This is a genomic window from Microbacterium paraoxydans, assembly GCF_900105335.1.
In the GTDB taxonomy this organism is placed as follows: domain Bacteria; phylum Actinomycetota; class Actinomycetes; order Actinomycetales; family Microbacteriaceae; genus Microbacterium; species Microbacterium paraoxydans.
On sequence record NZ_LT629770.1, the window covers coordinates 3,427,728 to 3,441,221 of the forward strand.

At 68.4% G+C, this 13,494-nt stretch carries 15 protein-coding genes; 13 read left to right on the forward strand and 2 right to left on the reverse strand.

Annotated features, from left to right (window positions below; all coding sequences use genetic code 11):
* The first annotated feature begins 48 nt into the window (after window positions 1-48).
* A complete protein-coding gene (locus tag BLU02_RS16595; protein WP_060922513.1) occupies window positions 49-1,596 on the forward strand; it encodes a CitMHS family transporter in 1,548 nt (515 codons plus the stop codon).
* 28 nt (window positions 1,597-1,624) lie between these two features.
* Here BLU02_RS16595 and epsC read toward each other — a convergent pair whose 3' ends face one another.
* Together epsC and cysK are read right to left on the reverse strand one after the other, a co-directional pair.
* The gene (gene epsC, locus BLU02_RS16600) at window positions 1,625-2,194 is read right to left on the reverse strand and encodes a serine O-acetyltransferase EpsC (protein ID WP_060922512.1); all 570 of its coding nucleotides are present in this window, start codon (window positions 2,192-2,194) and stop codon (window positions 1,625-1,627) included.
* A gap of 8 nt (window positions 2,195-2,202) precedes the next feature.
* Window positions 2,203-3,141 carry a cysteine synthase A gene (cysK, locus tag BLU02_RS16605; protein WP_060922511.1) on the reverse strand — a complete coding sequence of 313 codons (939 nt, stop codon included), beginning with the start codon at window positions 3,139-3,141 and terminating at the stop codon, window positions 2,203-2,205.
* A gap of 97 nt (window positions 3,142-3,238) precedes the next feature.
* Between cysK and prmC the strand changes: the two genes are divergently transcribed.
* The 12 genes from prmC (at window position 3,239) to BLU02_RS16665 (ending at window position 13,489) form a co-directional block, all read left to right on the forward strand.
* On the forward strand, window positions 3,239-4,099 hold the full coding sequence (gene prmC / locus BLU02_RS16610) for a peptide chain release factor N(5)-glutamine methyltransferase (RefSeq protein ID WP_060922510.1): 861 nt from the start codon (window positions 3,239-3,241) through the stop codon (window positions 4,097-4,099).
* Between the two features lie 52 nt (window positions 4,100-4,151).
* The gene (locus BLU02_RS16615) at window positions 4,152-4,847 is read left to right on the forward strand and encodes an L-threonylcarbamoyladenylate synthase (protein WP_060922509.1); all 696 of its coding nucleotides are present in this window, start codon (window positions 4,152-4,154) and stop codon (window positions 4,845-4,847) included.
* Complete coding sequence (locus tag BLU02_RS16620; protein WP_060922508.1) at window positions 4,844-6,016, forward strand: MraY family glycosyltransferase; 1,173 nt, start codon at window positions 4,844-4,846, stop codon at window positions 6,014-6,016. Before BLU02_RS16615 ends, BLU02_RS16620 begins: the two co-directional genes overlap by 4 nt.
* Window positions 6,013-6,531 (forward strand): Cg1360 family ATP-synthase-associated protein, encoded by a 519-nt coding sequence (locus BLU02_RS16625; protein ID WP_060922507.1) that lies wholly within the window; start codon window positions 6,013-6,015, stop codon window positions 6,529-6,531. Before BLU02_RS16620 ends, BLU02_RS16625 begins: the two co-directional genes overlap by 4 nt.
* Before the next feature lie 144 nt (window positions 6,532-6,675).
* Complete coding sequence (gene atpB / locus BLU02_RS16630) at window positions 6,676-7,464, forward strand: F0F1 ATP synthase subunit A (RefSeq protein ID WP_036292497.1); 789 nt, start codon at window positions 6,676-6,678, stop codon at window positions 7,462-7,464.
* Window positions 7,465-7,507: 43 nt separating this feature from the next.
* The gene (gene atpE, locus BLU02_RS16635) at window positions 7,508-7,744 is read left to right on the forward strand and encodes an ATP synthase F0 subunit C (RefSeq protein ID WP_025103147.1); all 237 of its coding nucleotides are present in this window, start codon (window positions 7,508-7,510) and stop codon (window positions 7,742-7,744) included.
* Between the two features lie 27 nt (window positions 7,745-7,771).
* Window positions 7,772-8,350: a F0F1 ATP synthase subunit B gene (locus BLU02_RS16640; protein WP_060922506.1), complete on the forward strand. Its 579-nt coding sequence runs from the start codon at window positions 7,772-7,774 to the stop codon at window positions 8,348-8,350.
* On the forward strand, window positions 8,350-9,141 hold the full coding sequence (locus BLU02_RS16645; RefSeq protein WP_060922505.1) for a F0F1 ATP synthase subunit delta: 792 nt from the start codon (window positions 8,350-8,352) through the stop codon (window positions 9,139-9,141). Before BLU02_RS16640 ends, BLU02_RS16645 begins: the two co-directional genes overlap by 1 nt.
* 47 nt (window positions 9,142-9,188) lie before the next feature.
* On the forward strand, window positions 9,189-10,829 hold the full coding sequence (atpA, locus tag BLU02_RS16650; RefSeq protein ID WP_060922504.1) for a F0F1 ATP synthase subunit alpha: 1,641 nt from the start codon (window positions 9,189-9,191) through the stop codon (window positions 10,827-10,829).
* Window positions 10,830-10,848: 19 nt separating this feature from the next.
* Window positions 10,849-11,745 (forward strand): F0F1 ATP synthase subunit gamma, encoded by an 897-nt coding sequence (locus BLU02_RS16655; protein ID WP_025103151.1) that lies wholly within the window; start codon window positions 10,849-10,851, stop codon window positions 11,743-11,745.
* 26 nt (window positions 11,746-11,771) lie between these two features.
* A complete protein-coding gene (gene atpD / locus BLU02_RS16660; protein WP_025103152.1) occupies window positions 11,772-13,226 on the forward strand; it encodes a F0F1 ATP synthase subunit beta in 1,455 nt (484 codons plus the stop codon).
* 2 nt (window positions 13,227-13,228) lie between these two features.
* The gene (locus BLU02_RS16665) at window positions 13,229-13,489 is read left to right on the forward strand and encodes a F0F1 ATP synthase subunit epsilon (RefSeq protein WP_025103153.1); all 261 of its coding nucleotides are present in this window, start codon (window positions 13,229-13,231) and stop codon (window positions 13,487-13,489) included.
* The last annotated feature ends 5 nt before the right edge of the window (window positions 13,490-13,494 follow it).

Genomic DNA, 13,494 nt, shown 5'->3' on the forward strand with positions numbered 1-13,494 from the left:
TCGTCAGGATCCGTCAGCGATGACGGAGCGACGACGAAGGAGTCACGCATGTTCCACGCATCGACCGCGCTGATCGCTGCCGCCGAGGAGGAGGCACCGACCTACGACGTGGCCTTCGTGCCGCCGGAGGGCGTGCTCGTCATCCTCGGCTTCACGATGGTCCTCGTGTTCATGACGCTGATCATGACCAAGCGCCTCACCCCGATGGTGGCCCTGATCCTGGTGCCGACCGCCTTCGGGCTCTTCGCGGGAGCGGGGCTCGGGCTCGGCGACATGATCCTCGACTCGATCGGCACCATGGCGCCCACGGCGGCGCTGCTGATGTTCGCGATCATGTTCTTCGGCATCATGATCGACGTCGGACTCTTCGACCCTCTCATCCGGCTGATCACGCGGGTGCTCGGTGACGACCCCGCAAAGGTGGTGCTCGGGACGGCGATCCTCGCGGGCGCGGTGTCCCTCGACGGCGACGGCTCGACGACGTTCATCATCACGACCTCCGCGATGCTGCCCATCTACCTGCGCCTCGGCATGAGCCCCGTCGTCCTCACCTGCGTCGCCGGACTCATGAACGGCACGCTCAACATCGTCCCGTGGGGCGGCCCGACCGTGCGCGCCGCGACCGCGCTCGGTGTGCAGCCGACGGAGATCTTCGTGCCGATGCTCCCCGCTCTGGGCGCAGGCATCGTCGTGACGCTCGGCTTCGCCTGGCTCCTCGGCCTGGGGGAGCGGCGGCGCCTGGGACGGATCGACGCGGACGGCAGGCTCACCGGAGCCGACGGCGGCGTCCTCTCCTCGGTGCCCCGGATCTTCCGCGGCGCCGAGCTCAAGCCGGGCGCGCGCGCCTCGCTGCGCACCGGCAATCTCGTCGTCGTCGCCGGCGGACACGCTCCGGTCGCCGCCGGGAGCGTCGACCCCGCGGACACGGCGATGGCCGACACCATGCTGGACCCGGCCCGGCCGACCCTGCGTCCGCGGCTGATCTGGTTCAACCTCCTCCTGACCGTCGCGGTCATGGTGCTCCTGGTGATCGACATCCTGCCGTTGCCCTACGTGTTCATGGTCGGCGCGGGCATCGCCCTCGTCGTCAACTTCCGCGGCATCAAGGAGCAGGCGGCCGAGATCGTCGCGCACGCCCCGAGCATCGTCGGCGTCGTGTCGATGGTCATCGCGGCCGGCGTCCTCGTGGGAGTCCTCTCCGGCACCGGCATGGTCGACGCCATGGCGACCTGGATCACGAACGTGCTGCCGCCCGCGCTCGGCCCCTTCCTCGCTCCGATCACGGGCGTGCTGTCGATCCCGTTCACGTTCTTCATGTCGAACGACGCCTTCTACTTCGGGATCCTCCCGGTGCTCGCGCAGAGCGCCGCGAACTTCGGCATCGATCCGGTCGAGATGGCCAGGGCCTCGATCACCGGACAGCCGGTGCACCTGCAGAGCCCGCTCGTGCCCGCGATCCTGCTGCTCGTCTCCCTCGCCGGGGTGAACCTCGGAGACCACCACCGCAAGGTGCTGTGGCGCGCGGTCATCGTGTCACTCGTGATGCTGGGGATCGGCATCCTGGTCGGCGCCGTCCCGTTCTTCGTCGCGCAGTGACGAAGAACGCCGGTCGCCGGGCGGCGCGTCAGATGGAGTAGTCCGGGGCGGTCAGCAGGGCTCTGGTGTCCTCACCAGCGCTCCGCTGGCGCGGCTTCGCCGGCACGCCCACGAGCACGCTGTCGGCGGGTGCGTCCTTCGTGACCACGGCGTTGGCACCCACCACCGAGCGGGCGCCGACCGTGACGGGGCCGAGGATCTTCGCCCCCGCGCCCACGGCGACGCCGTCCTGCAGGGTGGGGTGCCGCTTGCCGACGTCCCGTGTCCGACCGCCGAGGGTCACACCGTGGTACATGAGCACGTCATCGCCGATCTCCGCGGTCTCGCCGATCACGACGCCCATGCCGTGGTCGATGAAGAAGCGCCGGCCGATCCGGGCTCCCGGGTGGATCTCGACGCCGGTCAGCCAGCGGGACACCTGTGACCCGGCACGGGCGAGGAGTCGGAAGCGTCGCCGCCACAGCGCGTGGGAGACGCGGTGCGCCCAGACAGCATGCAGGCCGGGGTAGAGCAGAGCCACCTCGATCGCGCTGCGCGCGGCCGGATCGCGAAGGCGCGCGGCGGCGATGTCCTCGCGCATTCGCCCGATCATGCCCATCGACGACCTCAGTCCTCGCGCAGATCCTCGAACAGGGCGGTGGAGAGGTACCGCTCGCCGGTGTCCGGGATGATCACGACGATGGTCTTGCCGGCGTTCTCCGGGCGCGCGGCGACGGTCAGCGCGGCCGAGACGGCGGCGCCGGAGGACATGCCGACCAGCAGTCCCTCCTTCGCGGCGAGCTCTCGGGCCACGCGCAGGGAGTCCTCGAACTCCGCCGTGATGATCTCGTCGAGCACGTCGCGGTCGAGCACATCGGGCACGAAGTTCGGGCCGATGCCCTGGATCTTGTGCGGTCCGGGGTGCCCCTCGGTCAGGACGGGGGAGTCCTTGGGCTCCACGGCGATGACCTGGACCTCGGGCTTCGCCGCCTTCAGCGCCTGCCCGGTGCCGGTGACGGTGCCGCCCGTGCCGACGCCGGCGATGAAGATGTCGACCGCGCCGTCGGTGTCCCGGAGGATCTCCTGCGCCGTGGTCTCGCGGTGGATCTGCGGGTTCGCCGCGTTCTCGAACTGGCGGATCCAGACGGCGCCGGGGGTCTCGTCGACGATCCGCTTGACCTCCTCGATGGCCCCCTTCATGCCCTTGGTGGGGTCGGTGAGGACGATCTCCGCGCCGAAGGCCTTGAGCAGCACACGGCGCTCCTTCGACATCGAGGCGGGCATGGTGAGGATGACGCGGTAGCCGCGGGCGGCGCCGACCATGGCGAGGGCGATACCGGTGTTGCCGCTCGTCGACTCCACGATGGTGCCGCCGGGGGAGAGCTCGCCGGCGGCCTCGGCCGCGTTGATCATGGCGATGCCGATGCGGTCCTTCACGCTCGACGCCGGGTTGTAGTACTCGAGCTTCGCGAGCACGGTGGCGCCGAGGCCCTCGGCCACGCGGTTGAGGCGGACGAGCGGGGTGTTCCCGAAAGCGGTGGTGATGTCGGGGTGGATGCCGGACATGGGGGAGCCTTCCTGTGCGGGTGCGCTGCCGCTCCAGCCTAGGCGAGCGCGATGGGGCACGGGGCATTGTGACGGCTGCGCACTCTACGCTGGAGCCATGCCCGACCTCTCCCTCGCCGCCGCCGTGCGCGCCGCCGCGCAGCGTCTCGCCGACGCCGGCGTGCCCGACCCCCTCGTCGACGCGGAGCTGCTCGCCGGGCACGTCCGGGGACAGCGCCGGGGAGAGGTGCAGGCGGCGGTGATCCGCGGTGACCGGCTCGACGATGACGACGCGGCGGCGCTGGACGCCCTCGTCGCCCGCCGCGCGCGCAGGGAGCCGCTGCAGCATCTCACGGGAACGGCACCGTTCCGGCACCTGGAGCTCGCGGTCGGTCCCGGCGTCTTCGTCCCGCGTCCCGAGACAGAGACGGTGGTGCAGTATGCGATCGACGCTCTGCTGGGATCGGGCGATCCTTCCCCGATCGGCGTCGATCTCGGCACCGGGAGCGGTGCGATCGCGCTCGCGATGGCGACCGAGGTGCCGCATGCGCGGGTCTACGCCGCAGAACTCTCTCCGGAGGCGCACGCCTGGGCCCGCCGCAACGTCGAGGGCGTCGAGAACCTCACGCTCGTGCTGTCGGACCTCGCGGAGGCGTTCCCGGAACTGGACGGTACGGCAGCAGTCGTCATCTCGAACCCGCCCTACGTGCCGGCACAGGCGATCCCCCGTGACCCCGAGGTCCGGCTGTTCGACCCCGCCCTCGCGCTCTACGGCGGAGAGGACGGGCTCGATGTCGTCCGGGTGCTCAGCACCAGGGCTCTGCGCCTGCTGAGATCCGGCGGAACCCTCGTGATCGAGCACGGAGAACTGCAGGGCGCTCCGATCCGGGAGCTGCTCGCGGCGGACGGCTGGCGGGCCGCGGCCACCCATCGCGATCTGACGCTGCGCGATCGCGCCACCACCGCCGTGCGTCCCTGATCAGCAGTCGTCGAGCTCGTCCCGAACCCGCCCCGCGTAGAATCGAACCGTCATGTCCCCCATCTTCGACTGCAGCGACGAGGCGCAGCTGCTCGCCGGAATGCGCAATGCGCGTCAGGCGATCGGCCGCGGCGACCTCATCGTCATCCCCACCGACACCGTCTACGGCGTCGCCGCCGACGCCTTCTCGCCGCCCGCGGTGCAGCGTCTCCTGGATGCCAAGGGTCGCGGCCGCAATCAGCCGCCGCCCGTGCTCGTCGGCACGAAGGAGACGCTGACGGCCCTCGCGGAGGCTGTTCCGGAGCCCGTCCAGCGTCTCGTCGACGCGTTCTGGCCCGGGGGACTCACGATCGTGCTGCCGGCGCAGCCCTCGCTGGTGTGGGATCTGGGGGAGACCCAGGGCACGGTCGCCGTCCGCATGCCCGAGGGCCGGGTGGTGCTCGAGCTGTTGGCCGAGACCGGACCGCTCGCGGTGTCCAGCGCCAACCTCACCGGCAAGGCGGCGGCGATCTCCGCGCTCGACGCGGAGAAGATGCTGGGCGACAGCGTCGCGGTGTACCTGGACGACGGCATGAGCAGGAACGGCGTCGCCTCCACGATCGTCGACGCGACCTCTCTCGTGCGCCGCGGCCCCGATACCGAGGAGGGCGTCGTCCGGATACTGCGGGACGGCGTCGTGACCAGGGAGCAGCTGCGCGTGGTCCTGGGCGACCTGCTCGAGCCGGAGCCGCAGGACGGGGATTCGTGAAGCAGTACCTCTTCACGATCATCGTCACCGCCGCGATCACCTTCGTGCTGACGTGGGCGGTGTGGCGGTTGAGCCTGCGCTTCAAGCTGTATCCCGGCATCCGCGAGCGCGACGTGCACACCACGCCGACACCCCGCCTCGGCGGCGTCGCGATCTTCCTCGGCATCGTGGCCGCCTTCGCGGTCTCGGCAGCCAACCCCTTCTTCCAGAGCATCTGGACGCCCCCGCAGACCACGTGGTCCATCCTCGCCGCCGCGCTCCTCATCGCCGTGATCGGGGTGATGGACGATCTCTGGGACATCGACTGGATGATCAAGCTCGGCGCGCAGTTCCTCGCCGCCGGCATCATCACGGTCGGCGGCGGTCTGCAGATCCTCTCCCTGCCGTTCGGCGACCTCATCGTGGTGTCGAGCTGGCTGAGCATCACGATCACGATGTTCGCGATCGTGATCGTCATGAACGCCGTGAACTTCATCGACGGGCTGGACGGCCTCGTCGCCGGCGTCTGCCTGATCTCCAACGGGGTCTTCTTCGCCTATTCGTACATCTTCACGCGCGACTCCGGCGCGTCGAGCTACTTCAACCTCTCCACCTTCCTCGCTGCGGTCCTCATCGGCGCGTGCCTCGGATTCCTGCCGTTGAACTGGAGTCCGGCGAAGCTCTTCATGGGCGACTCGGGTGCGCTCGTGATCGGTCTGCTCATGGCGACCTCGGCCATCGCGATCACCGGGCAGATGGATCCGTCCGCCCTGGATCCGGAGCGCCTCGGGCGCTCGCAGCTCATCGGCGCCTTCCTGCCCATCCTGCTTCCGCTGCTCGTCGTGCTCCTGCCGCTGCTCGACTTCGGGCTCGCCGTGCTGCGTCGGATGAGCGCAGGCCGCTCGCCGTTCTCCCCGGACCGGAAGCACCTGCACCACCGGATGCTCGACCTCGGGCACCGCGACCGCGATGCGGTCCTCATCTTCTACGCCTGGACGGCCGTCATCTCCCTCGCCGTCCTCCTGATGTACGTCGGCGCCCGTGAGGACTGGCCCGGCCAGTACCTCCCCGGGGTCGCCTTCGGGGTCGTCGGCATCGCCGCGTGCCTCGTCATCACCCTGAGCCCCACCCGCCGACGCAAGACCGCCGCGGGCGCTGCGCCCGACCCGATCCCCCTGGAGCCCCGATGAGTCCCAGCCCCGTTTCCAGCACCCCGATCCTGCGTCGCACGCTCGTCTGGTCGGCGGTGGCAACCGTCGTGCTGGCTCTCGTCGCCGGCGGAATCGGCTTCGCGGTCGCGCAGGGGGAGGGGCTCGTGAGCGGCCTTCTCGGCGTGCTCCTGGCCGCGCTGTTCCTCGGCATCACCGGGCTGAGCATCCTGATCGCCAACCGGTGGTATGGCGACCCGCTCTACGTGCAGCTCTTCTTCGCGATCGTCCTCGGCGGCTGGCTGCTGAAGCTCGGGGTCTTCGTCGTCGTGATGATCCTGCTCGCCGGACAGCCGTGGATCGAGCCGATGGTGTTCTTCCTGTCGATCGTCGCCGGGGTGCTGATGTCCCTCATCATCGATGTCGTCGTCCTCACCCAGATGCGGCTGCCGAACGTCAGCGACACCACGCTGCCCACCGAAGTACCGGAGGACCGCGCCCCGGGAGCGGTGAACGATGCTCCGGACGGCCCGGCGGACGCCGCCCCGCGGTCTTAGGGCACCCTTGGATTCTGATAGTGTTGAGGAGTGCCCGCCGCTCGCCCGCGAGCGCTTGCGCTGTGTAGCACACCGACCATCGTCGCCCCGGTTCTGACCGGTGCCCCGAAGCTGGAGCCCGCGCTGTTTAATCTTGCTGCGACCCTGACCCCCCGACTCGCGTCCTCTGATGGCGAGTTCCACGGCCCTTCGATCGATGAGTTCTTCCCGGAGATCCTCTTCCACGTCGGACCCATCCCGGTCAACCGGATCCACCTGATCCAGTTGCTCTCGGTGATCGCCGTCGTCCTGATCCTCTGGCTCGGCACCCGCCGCATGAAGGTCGTGCCCGGCCGGTTCCAGAGCCTCGTCGAGATGGGCCTCGGCTTCGTCCGCGGCGGCATCGCCCACGACCTGCTGGGCCGCAAGGACGGCGACCGCTTCCTGCCGATCCTCACCACGATCTTCTTCATGGTGCTGTTCATGAACATCACGGGCATCATCCCGTTCCTGAACATGCCGGGAACGGCGATCATCGCGGTGCCGCTCACGCTCGCCGTGGTCAGCTACGTCACGTTCATCTACGCCGGTATCAAGAAGAGCCCGAAGAACTTCTTCAAGAACGCGCTCTTCCCGTCGGGCGTGCCGTGGCCGGTCTACTTCATCGTCACGCCGATCGAGCTCATCTCGACGTTCATCATCCGCCCGGTGACCCTCACCCTGCGACTGCTGATGAACCTCGTCGTCGGCCACATGATCCTGGTCCTCTGCTTCGCGGCGACCCAGTTCTTCTTCTTCACCGCGGGTGGCGGCTGGGCTGCCCTCGGTATCGGAACCCTCGCCTTCGGCGGCGCCTTCACTCTCTTCGAGATCCTGGTCGCCGTCCTGCAGGCCTACGTCTTCACCGTCCTCACCGCGGTCTACATCCAGCTCGCGGTCGCAGAAGAGCACTGAGCGGGCGGGCAACAGCCCACCCACCCAACGAAAGGAAAAACCCGTGGACGCAACTACGGTTCTCGCTGAAATCAACGGCCACCTCGCGGCGGTCGGCTACGGCCTCGCGGCCATCGGCCCGGCCATCGGTGTGGGCATCGTGGTCGGCAAGACCATCGAGGGCGTCGCCCGTCAGCCCGAGCTGGCCGGTCGCCTGCAGGTCCTCATGTGGATCGGTATCGCCTTCACCGAGGCGCTTGCGTTCGTCGGCATCGCCGTCGGATTCATCCCCTTCCCGTAATCCCCACCGACTTCTGAAGGAGACAGGATGCTGAACGCTCTTGTCACGAACCTCGCGGCTGAGGGTGAGGCGGCGAACAACCCGCTGATCCCCGCGTGGTACGACATCATCTGGTCGGGCTTCTGGTTCCTCATCATCCTCGCCGTCGTGTGGAAGGTCGCCCTTCCCCGTCTGACGAAGATGCTCGACGAGCGGTCCGCCGCCATCGAGGGCAACATTGCCAAGGCCGATGAGGCGCAGAAGCAGGCGGAAGCGGCTCTCGAGGAGTACACCCGGCAGCTCGCCGAGGCACGCACCGAGGCCGGTGAGATCCGTGAGGCCGCCCGTGAGGACGGCAAGAAGATCATCGCCGAGGCGAAGGAGACCGCAGCCAGCGAGGCCGCGCGTCTGACCGCCACCGCGCACACGCAGATCGAGGCCGAGCGCCAGACGGCTCTCGTCTCCCTGCGCAGCGAGGTCGGCTCGCTCGCTCTCGACCTCGCCGGCGGCGTGGTCGGCGAGACGCTCTCCGACGACGCTCGCGCGGCCGCCGTGGTCGACCGCTTCCTCGCCGATCTCGAAGCATCCGACCTTCGACAGGCTCAGGTACCGGGCGGGCAGTCGTAATGGGCAGCGCGACCGCTCAGGCACTCGCGGCATCCACTCAGACGCTTGCCGCAGCGAAGGACATCACCCTCGAGACTGCGCGCGAGCTGTTCGCGGCCGCGCGGGCCGTGGGCGAATCGTCTCAGCTGAGCGGCGCGCTGGCTGACCCCTCGGCTCCGGCCACGGCGCGGCAGAACGTCGTGTCCGCCGTGTTCGGGCAGTACGGCTCCGCGACGCAGGGCATCCTGCGCACCGCGGTCGCCGAGCGCTGGTCGAACGCGTCCGAGCTGATCGACGGCCTCGAAGAGCTCGCGATCCGGGCGGCGACCAGCGCCGAGCCCGGCGCGGACATCGAGGGAGAGCTCTTCGGCTTCTCGCGCGTGATCGCGGCGAACCCGGAGCTCGAACTCGCTCTCGGCAGCCGGCTCGGGGGAGAGGACGCGAAGGCCACCCTGGTCGAGCGTCTCCTCGCCGACGCCTCCGCCAGCGCTCCGACGGCCCTCATCGTCACGTCCCTCGTGCGTCAGCCGCGCGAGCGCCGGGTGCGGCAGCTGCTGAGCCGGGCGATGCGCATCGTCTCGAGCCAGCGCGGCCGCCTCGTGGCCACGGTGCACACCGCGACCGAGCTCAGCGACGCCCAGCGCACGCGACTCGGCCAGACGCTCTCGCAGCGATACGGCGGCCAGGTGTCCCTCAACGTCGTCATCGACCCCACCGTCGTCGGAGGCCTGCGCGTGCAGATCGCCGATGACGTCATCGACGGCAGCATCTCCGCACGACTCGCCGACCTTCGCCAGAAGCTCGCGGGCTAACACGACTTCGCGCGGGGAACCGCGCACCCAGATACAAAGGGAAGACAATGGCAGAACTATCGATCAGCCCCGACGTCATCCGTGACGCGCTGAAGGATTTCGCCGCCGCGTACGAGCCCACCGGGGCCGCGGCGACCGAGGTCGGCACCGTCATCGACGCCGCCGACGGCATCGCTCACGTCGAGGGACTTCCCGGCGTCATGGCGAACGAGCTCGTGACCTTCGCCGACGGCACCAAGGGTCTCGCGCTGAACCTCGACGAGCACGAGATCGGCGTCGTCGTCCTCGGCGACTTCACCGGCATCGAGGCCGGTCAGGAAGTCACCCGCACGGGTGAGGTCCTCTCCGTCCCGGTCGGTGACGGCTACCTCGGCCGCGTCGTCGACCCGCTCGGCAACCCGATCGACGGCCTCGGCGCGATCGCGACCGAGGGTGTCCGCGAGCTGGAGCTCCAGGCCCCGGGCGTCATGCAGCGCAAGTCGGTCCACGAGCCCATGCAGACCGGCATCAAGGCCATCGACGCGATGATCCCGGTCGGCCGCGGCCAGCGCCAGCTCATCATCGGCGACCGCCAGACCGGCAAGACGGCCATCGCGATCGACACGATCATCAACCAGAAGGCCAACTGGGAGTCCGGCGACGTCAACAAGCAGGTCCGCTGCATCTACGTCGCCATCGGTCAGAAGGGCTCGACCATCGCTTCGGTGAAGGGCGCGCTCGAGGAGGCCGGCGCTCTGGAGTACACCACCATCGTGGCGGCTCCGGCGTCCGACCCCGCCGGCTTCAAGTACCTCGCTCCGTACACCGGTTCGGCCATCGGCCAGCACTGGATGTACGGCGGCAAGCACGTCCTGATCATCTTCGACGACCTGTCGAAGCAGGCCGAGGCCTACCGTGCCGTCTCCCTGCTGCTCCGCCGCCCGCCGGGCCGCGAGGCCTACCCTGGTGACGTCTTCTACCTGCACTCGCGTCTGCTCGAGCGGTGCGCGAAGCTGTCCGACGAGCTCGGTGCCGGCTCGATGACGGGTCTCCCGATCATCGAGACCAAGGCGAACGACGTCTCGGCGTACATCCCGACCAACGTGATCTCGATCACCGACGGCCAGATCTTCCTCCAGTCCGACCTCTTCAACGCCAACCAGCGTCCCGCGGTCGACGTGGGTATCTCGGTGTCGCGTGTCGGTGGTGACGCCCAGGTGAAGTCGATCAAGAAGGTCTCCGGAACGTTGAAGCTGGAGCTGGCGCAGTACCGCTCGCTCGAGGCGTTCGCGATGTTCGCCTCGGACCTCGACGCCGCGTCGCGCCGTCAGCTCTCGCGCGGTGCCCGTCTGACCGAGCTGCTCAAGCAGCCGCAGTACTCGCCGTACCCGGTGGAGGAGCAGGTCGTCTCGATCTGGGCCGGCACCAACGGCAAGCTCGACTCGATCGAGGTCGAGGACGTGCTCCGCTTCGAGCGCGAGCTGCTCGACTACCTGCGTCGCAACACCAAGGTGCTCGACACGCTTCGGGAGACGAACGTGCTGGACGACGCCACCGTCGCCGAGCTCGACAAGCAGACCGACAACTTCCTCCTGGAGTTCCGGGGCGGCAAGGGCCACGCCATCGGTGCCCCTGGTCACGAGGAGCACGCTGCGGCCGAGGCCGAGGACGTCAACCAGGAGAAGATCGTCAAGGGTCGTCGCGCGTAATCGCGTGAGGTACTGATTCATGGGCGCTCAACTCAGGGTCTACAAGCAGAAGATCTCTTCTGCTCAGACGACCAAGAAGATCACGAAGGCGATGGAACTCATCGCGGCTTCGCGCATCCAGAAGGCGATGGCACGCGTCAAGGCGTCCACCCCCTTCGCGCGGGCCGTGACGAGGGCCGTGTCCGCCGTCGCGACGCACTCGAACGTCGACCACCCGCTCACCCGCGAGCCCGAGACGATCCGCCGCTCCGCGGTCGTGATCTTCTCGTCGGACCGCGGCCTCGCCGGAGCCTTCAACTCGCAGATCCTCCGTGAGGGTCTCGAGGTCGCGGAGCTCCTGCGCGAGCAGGGCAAGGAGCCGGTGTTCTACCTCGTGGGCCGCAAGGCCGTCGGGTACTTCCAGTTCCGTCGTATCGAGGCCGCTGCAGAGTGGACCGGCGACACCGACACCCCCTCGTTCCACACGGCGGAGGAGATCTCGCAGACGCTTCTCGAGGCCTTCAACCGTGGGGGAGAGGACGGCGGCGTCGACGAGATCCACCTCGTGTACAACCGCTTCGTCAGCATGATGACGCAGTCGCCGGAGTCCGTGCGCCTGCTGCCGCTGGAGATCGCGGAGGCCGACGACTCGGAGGCGGGCAGCACCGTCTACCCGCTGTACGAGTTCGAGCCCGACGCCGAGACGGTGCTCGACGCGATCCTGCCGGTGTACATCCAGAGCCGCGTCTTCAACGCCCTCCTGCAGTCGTCCGCCGCCAAGCAGGCCGCGACGCAGAAGGCGATGAAGTCGGCCAGCGACAACGCCGACAAGCTCATCACCGACTACACCCGCCTGCGCAACAACGCGCGTCAGGCCGAGATCACCCAGCAGATCGCCGAGATCGTCGGTGGCGCCGACGCTCTCGCATCGAGCTGACAGACCCTCAGGAAAGAGACGAAGAAATGACCACCACCGCCACGGCTGAGCAGCCGGCGACCGCGGTCGTCGGGCGCGTCGCCCGCGTCAACGGTCCGGTTGTCGACATCGAGTTCCCGCACGACTCGATCCCCGACATCTACAACGCGCTGAAGACGACGATCACGATCGGCGAGGAGTCCACCGAGATCACGCTCGAGGTCGCGCAGCACCTCGGCGACGACCTGGTCCGCGCCATCGCCCTGAAGCCGACCGACGGCATCGTCCGCGGTCAGGAGGTGCGTGACACCGGTGAGGCCATCTCGGTCCCCGTCGGTGACATCACCAAGGGCAAGGTCTTCAACGTGATCGGCGAGGTCCTCAACGGCGAGCCCGGTGAGACCATCGAGGTCACGGAGCGCTGGCCCATCCACCGCAAGGCCCCGAACTTCGACCAGCTCGAGTCGAAGACCACGATGTTCGAGACGGGCATCAAGTCGATCGACCTCCTCACCCCGTACGTGCAGGGTGGAAAGATCGGTCTCTTCGGTGGTGCCGGCGTCGGCAAGACCGTCCTCATCCAGGAGATGATCCAGCGCGTCGCGCAGGACCACGGTGGTGTGTCGGTGTTCGCCGGTGTCGGTGAGCGCACCCGTGAGGGCAACGACCTCATCCACGAGATGGAGGAGGCGGGCGTCTTCGACAAGACCGCCCTCGTCTTCGGCCAGATGGACGAGCCGCCGGGGACGCGTCTGCGCGTCGCCCTGTCGGCTCTGACGATGGCGGAGTACTTCCGTGACGTGCAGAAGCAGGACGTGCTGCTCTTCATCGACAACATCTTCCGCTTCACGCAGGCCGGTTCCGAGGTCTCCACGCTGCTGGGCCGCATGCCCTCCGCCGTGGGGTACCAGCCGAACCTCGCCGACGAGATGGGCCTCCTCCAGGAGCGCATCACCTCGACGCGCGGTCACTCGATCACCTCGCTGCAGGCGATCTACGTGCCGGCCGACGACTACACCGACCCGGCTCCGGCCACGACCTTCGCGCACCTCGACGCGACGACCGAGCTCTCGCGTGAGATCGCGTCGAAGGGTCTGTACCCGGCCATCGACCCGCTGACCTCGACGTCGCGCATCATGGACCCCCGCTACTTGGGCGAGGACCACTACCGCGTGGCCACCACGGTCAAGCAGATCCTCCAGAAGAACAAGGAGCTGCAGGAGATCATCGCCATCCTCGGTGTCGACGAGCTCTCCGAGGAAGACAAGATCGTCGTGTCGCGTGCACGTCGCATCCAGCAGTTCCTCTCGCAGAACACCTACATGGCGAAGAAGTTCACGGGCGTCGAGGGCTCGACCGTGCCGCTGAAGGAGACCATCGAGTCGTTCGATGCGATCACCCGCGGTGACTTCGACCACGTCGCCGAGCAGGCCTTCTTCAACGTCGGTGGCATCTCCGACGTGGAGGAGCGCTGGGCGCAGATCCAGAAGGAGAACGCCTGACCATGGCGCTGCACGTCAGCCTCGTCTCCGCCGACGCGGAGGTCTGGACGGGAGAGGCGAGCCTCGTGGTCGCCAAGACCGTCGAGGGCGAGATCGGCTTCATGTCCGGTCACGAGCCGGTGCTGGCCATCCTCGCCGAGGGCCAGGTCCGGATCACCCAGACGGATGGCGCCAAGGTGCTGGCGAACGCGCAGGACGGATTCCTCTCCATGGAGGGCGACGTCCTGACGATCGTGGCCGGCAACGCGGCACTCATCTCCTGACACTC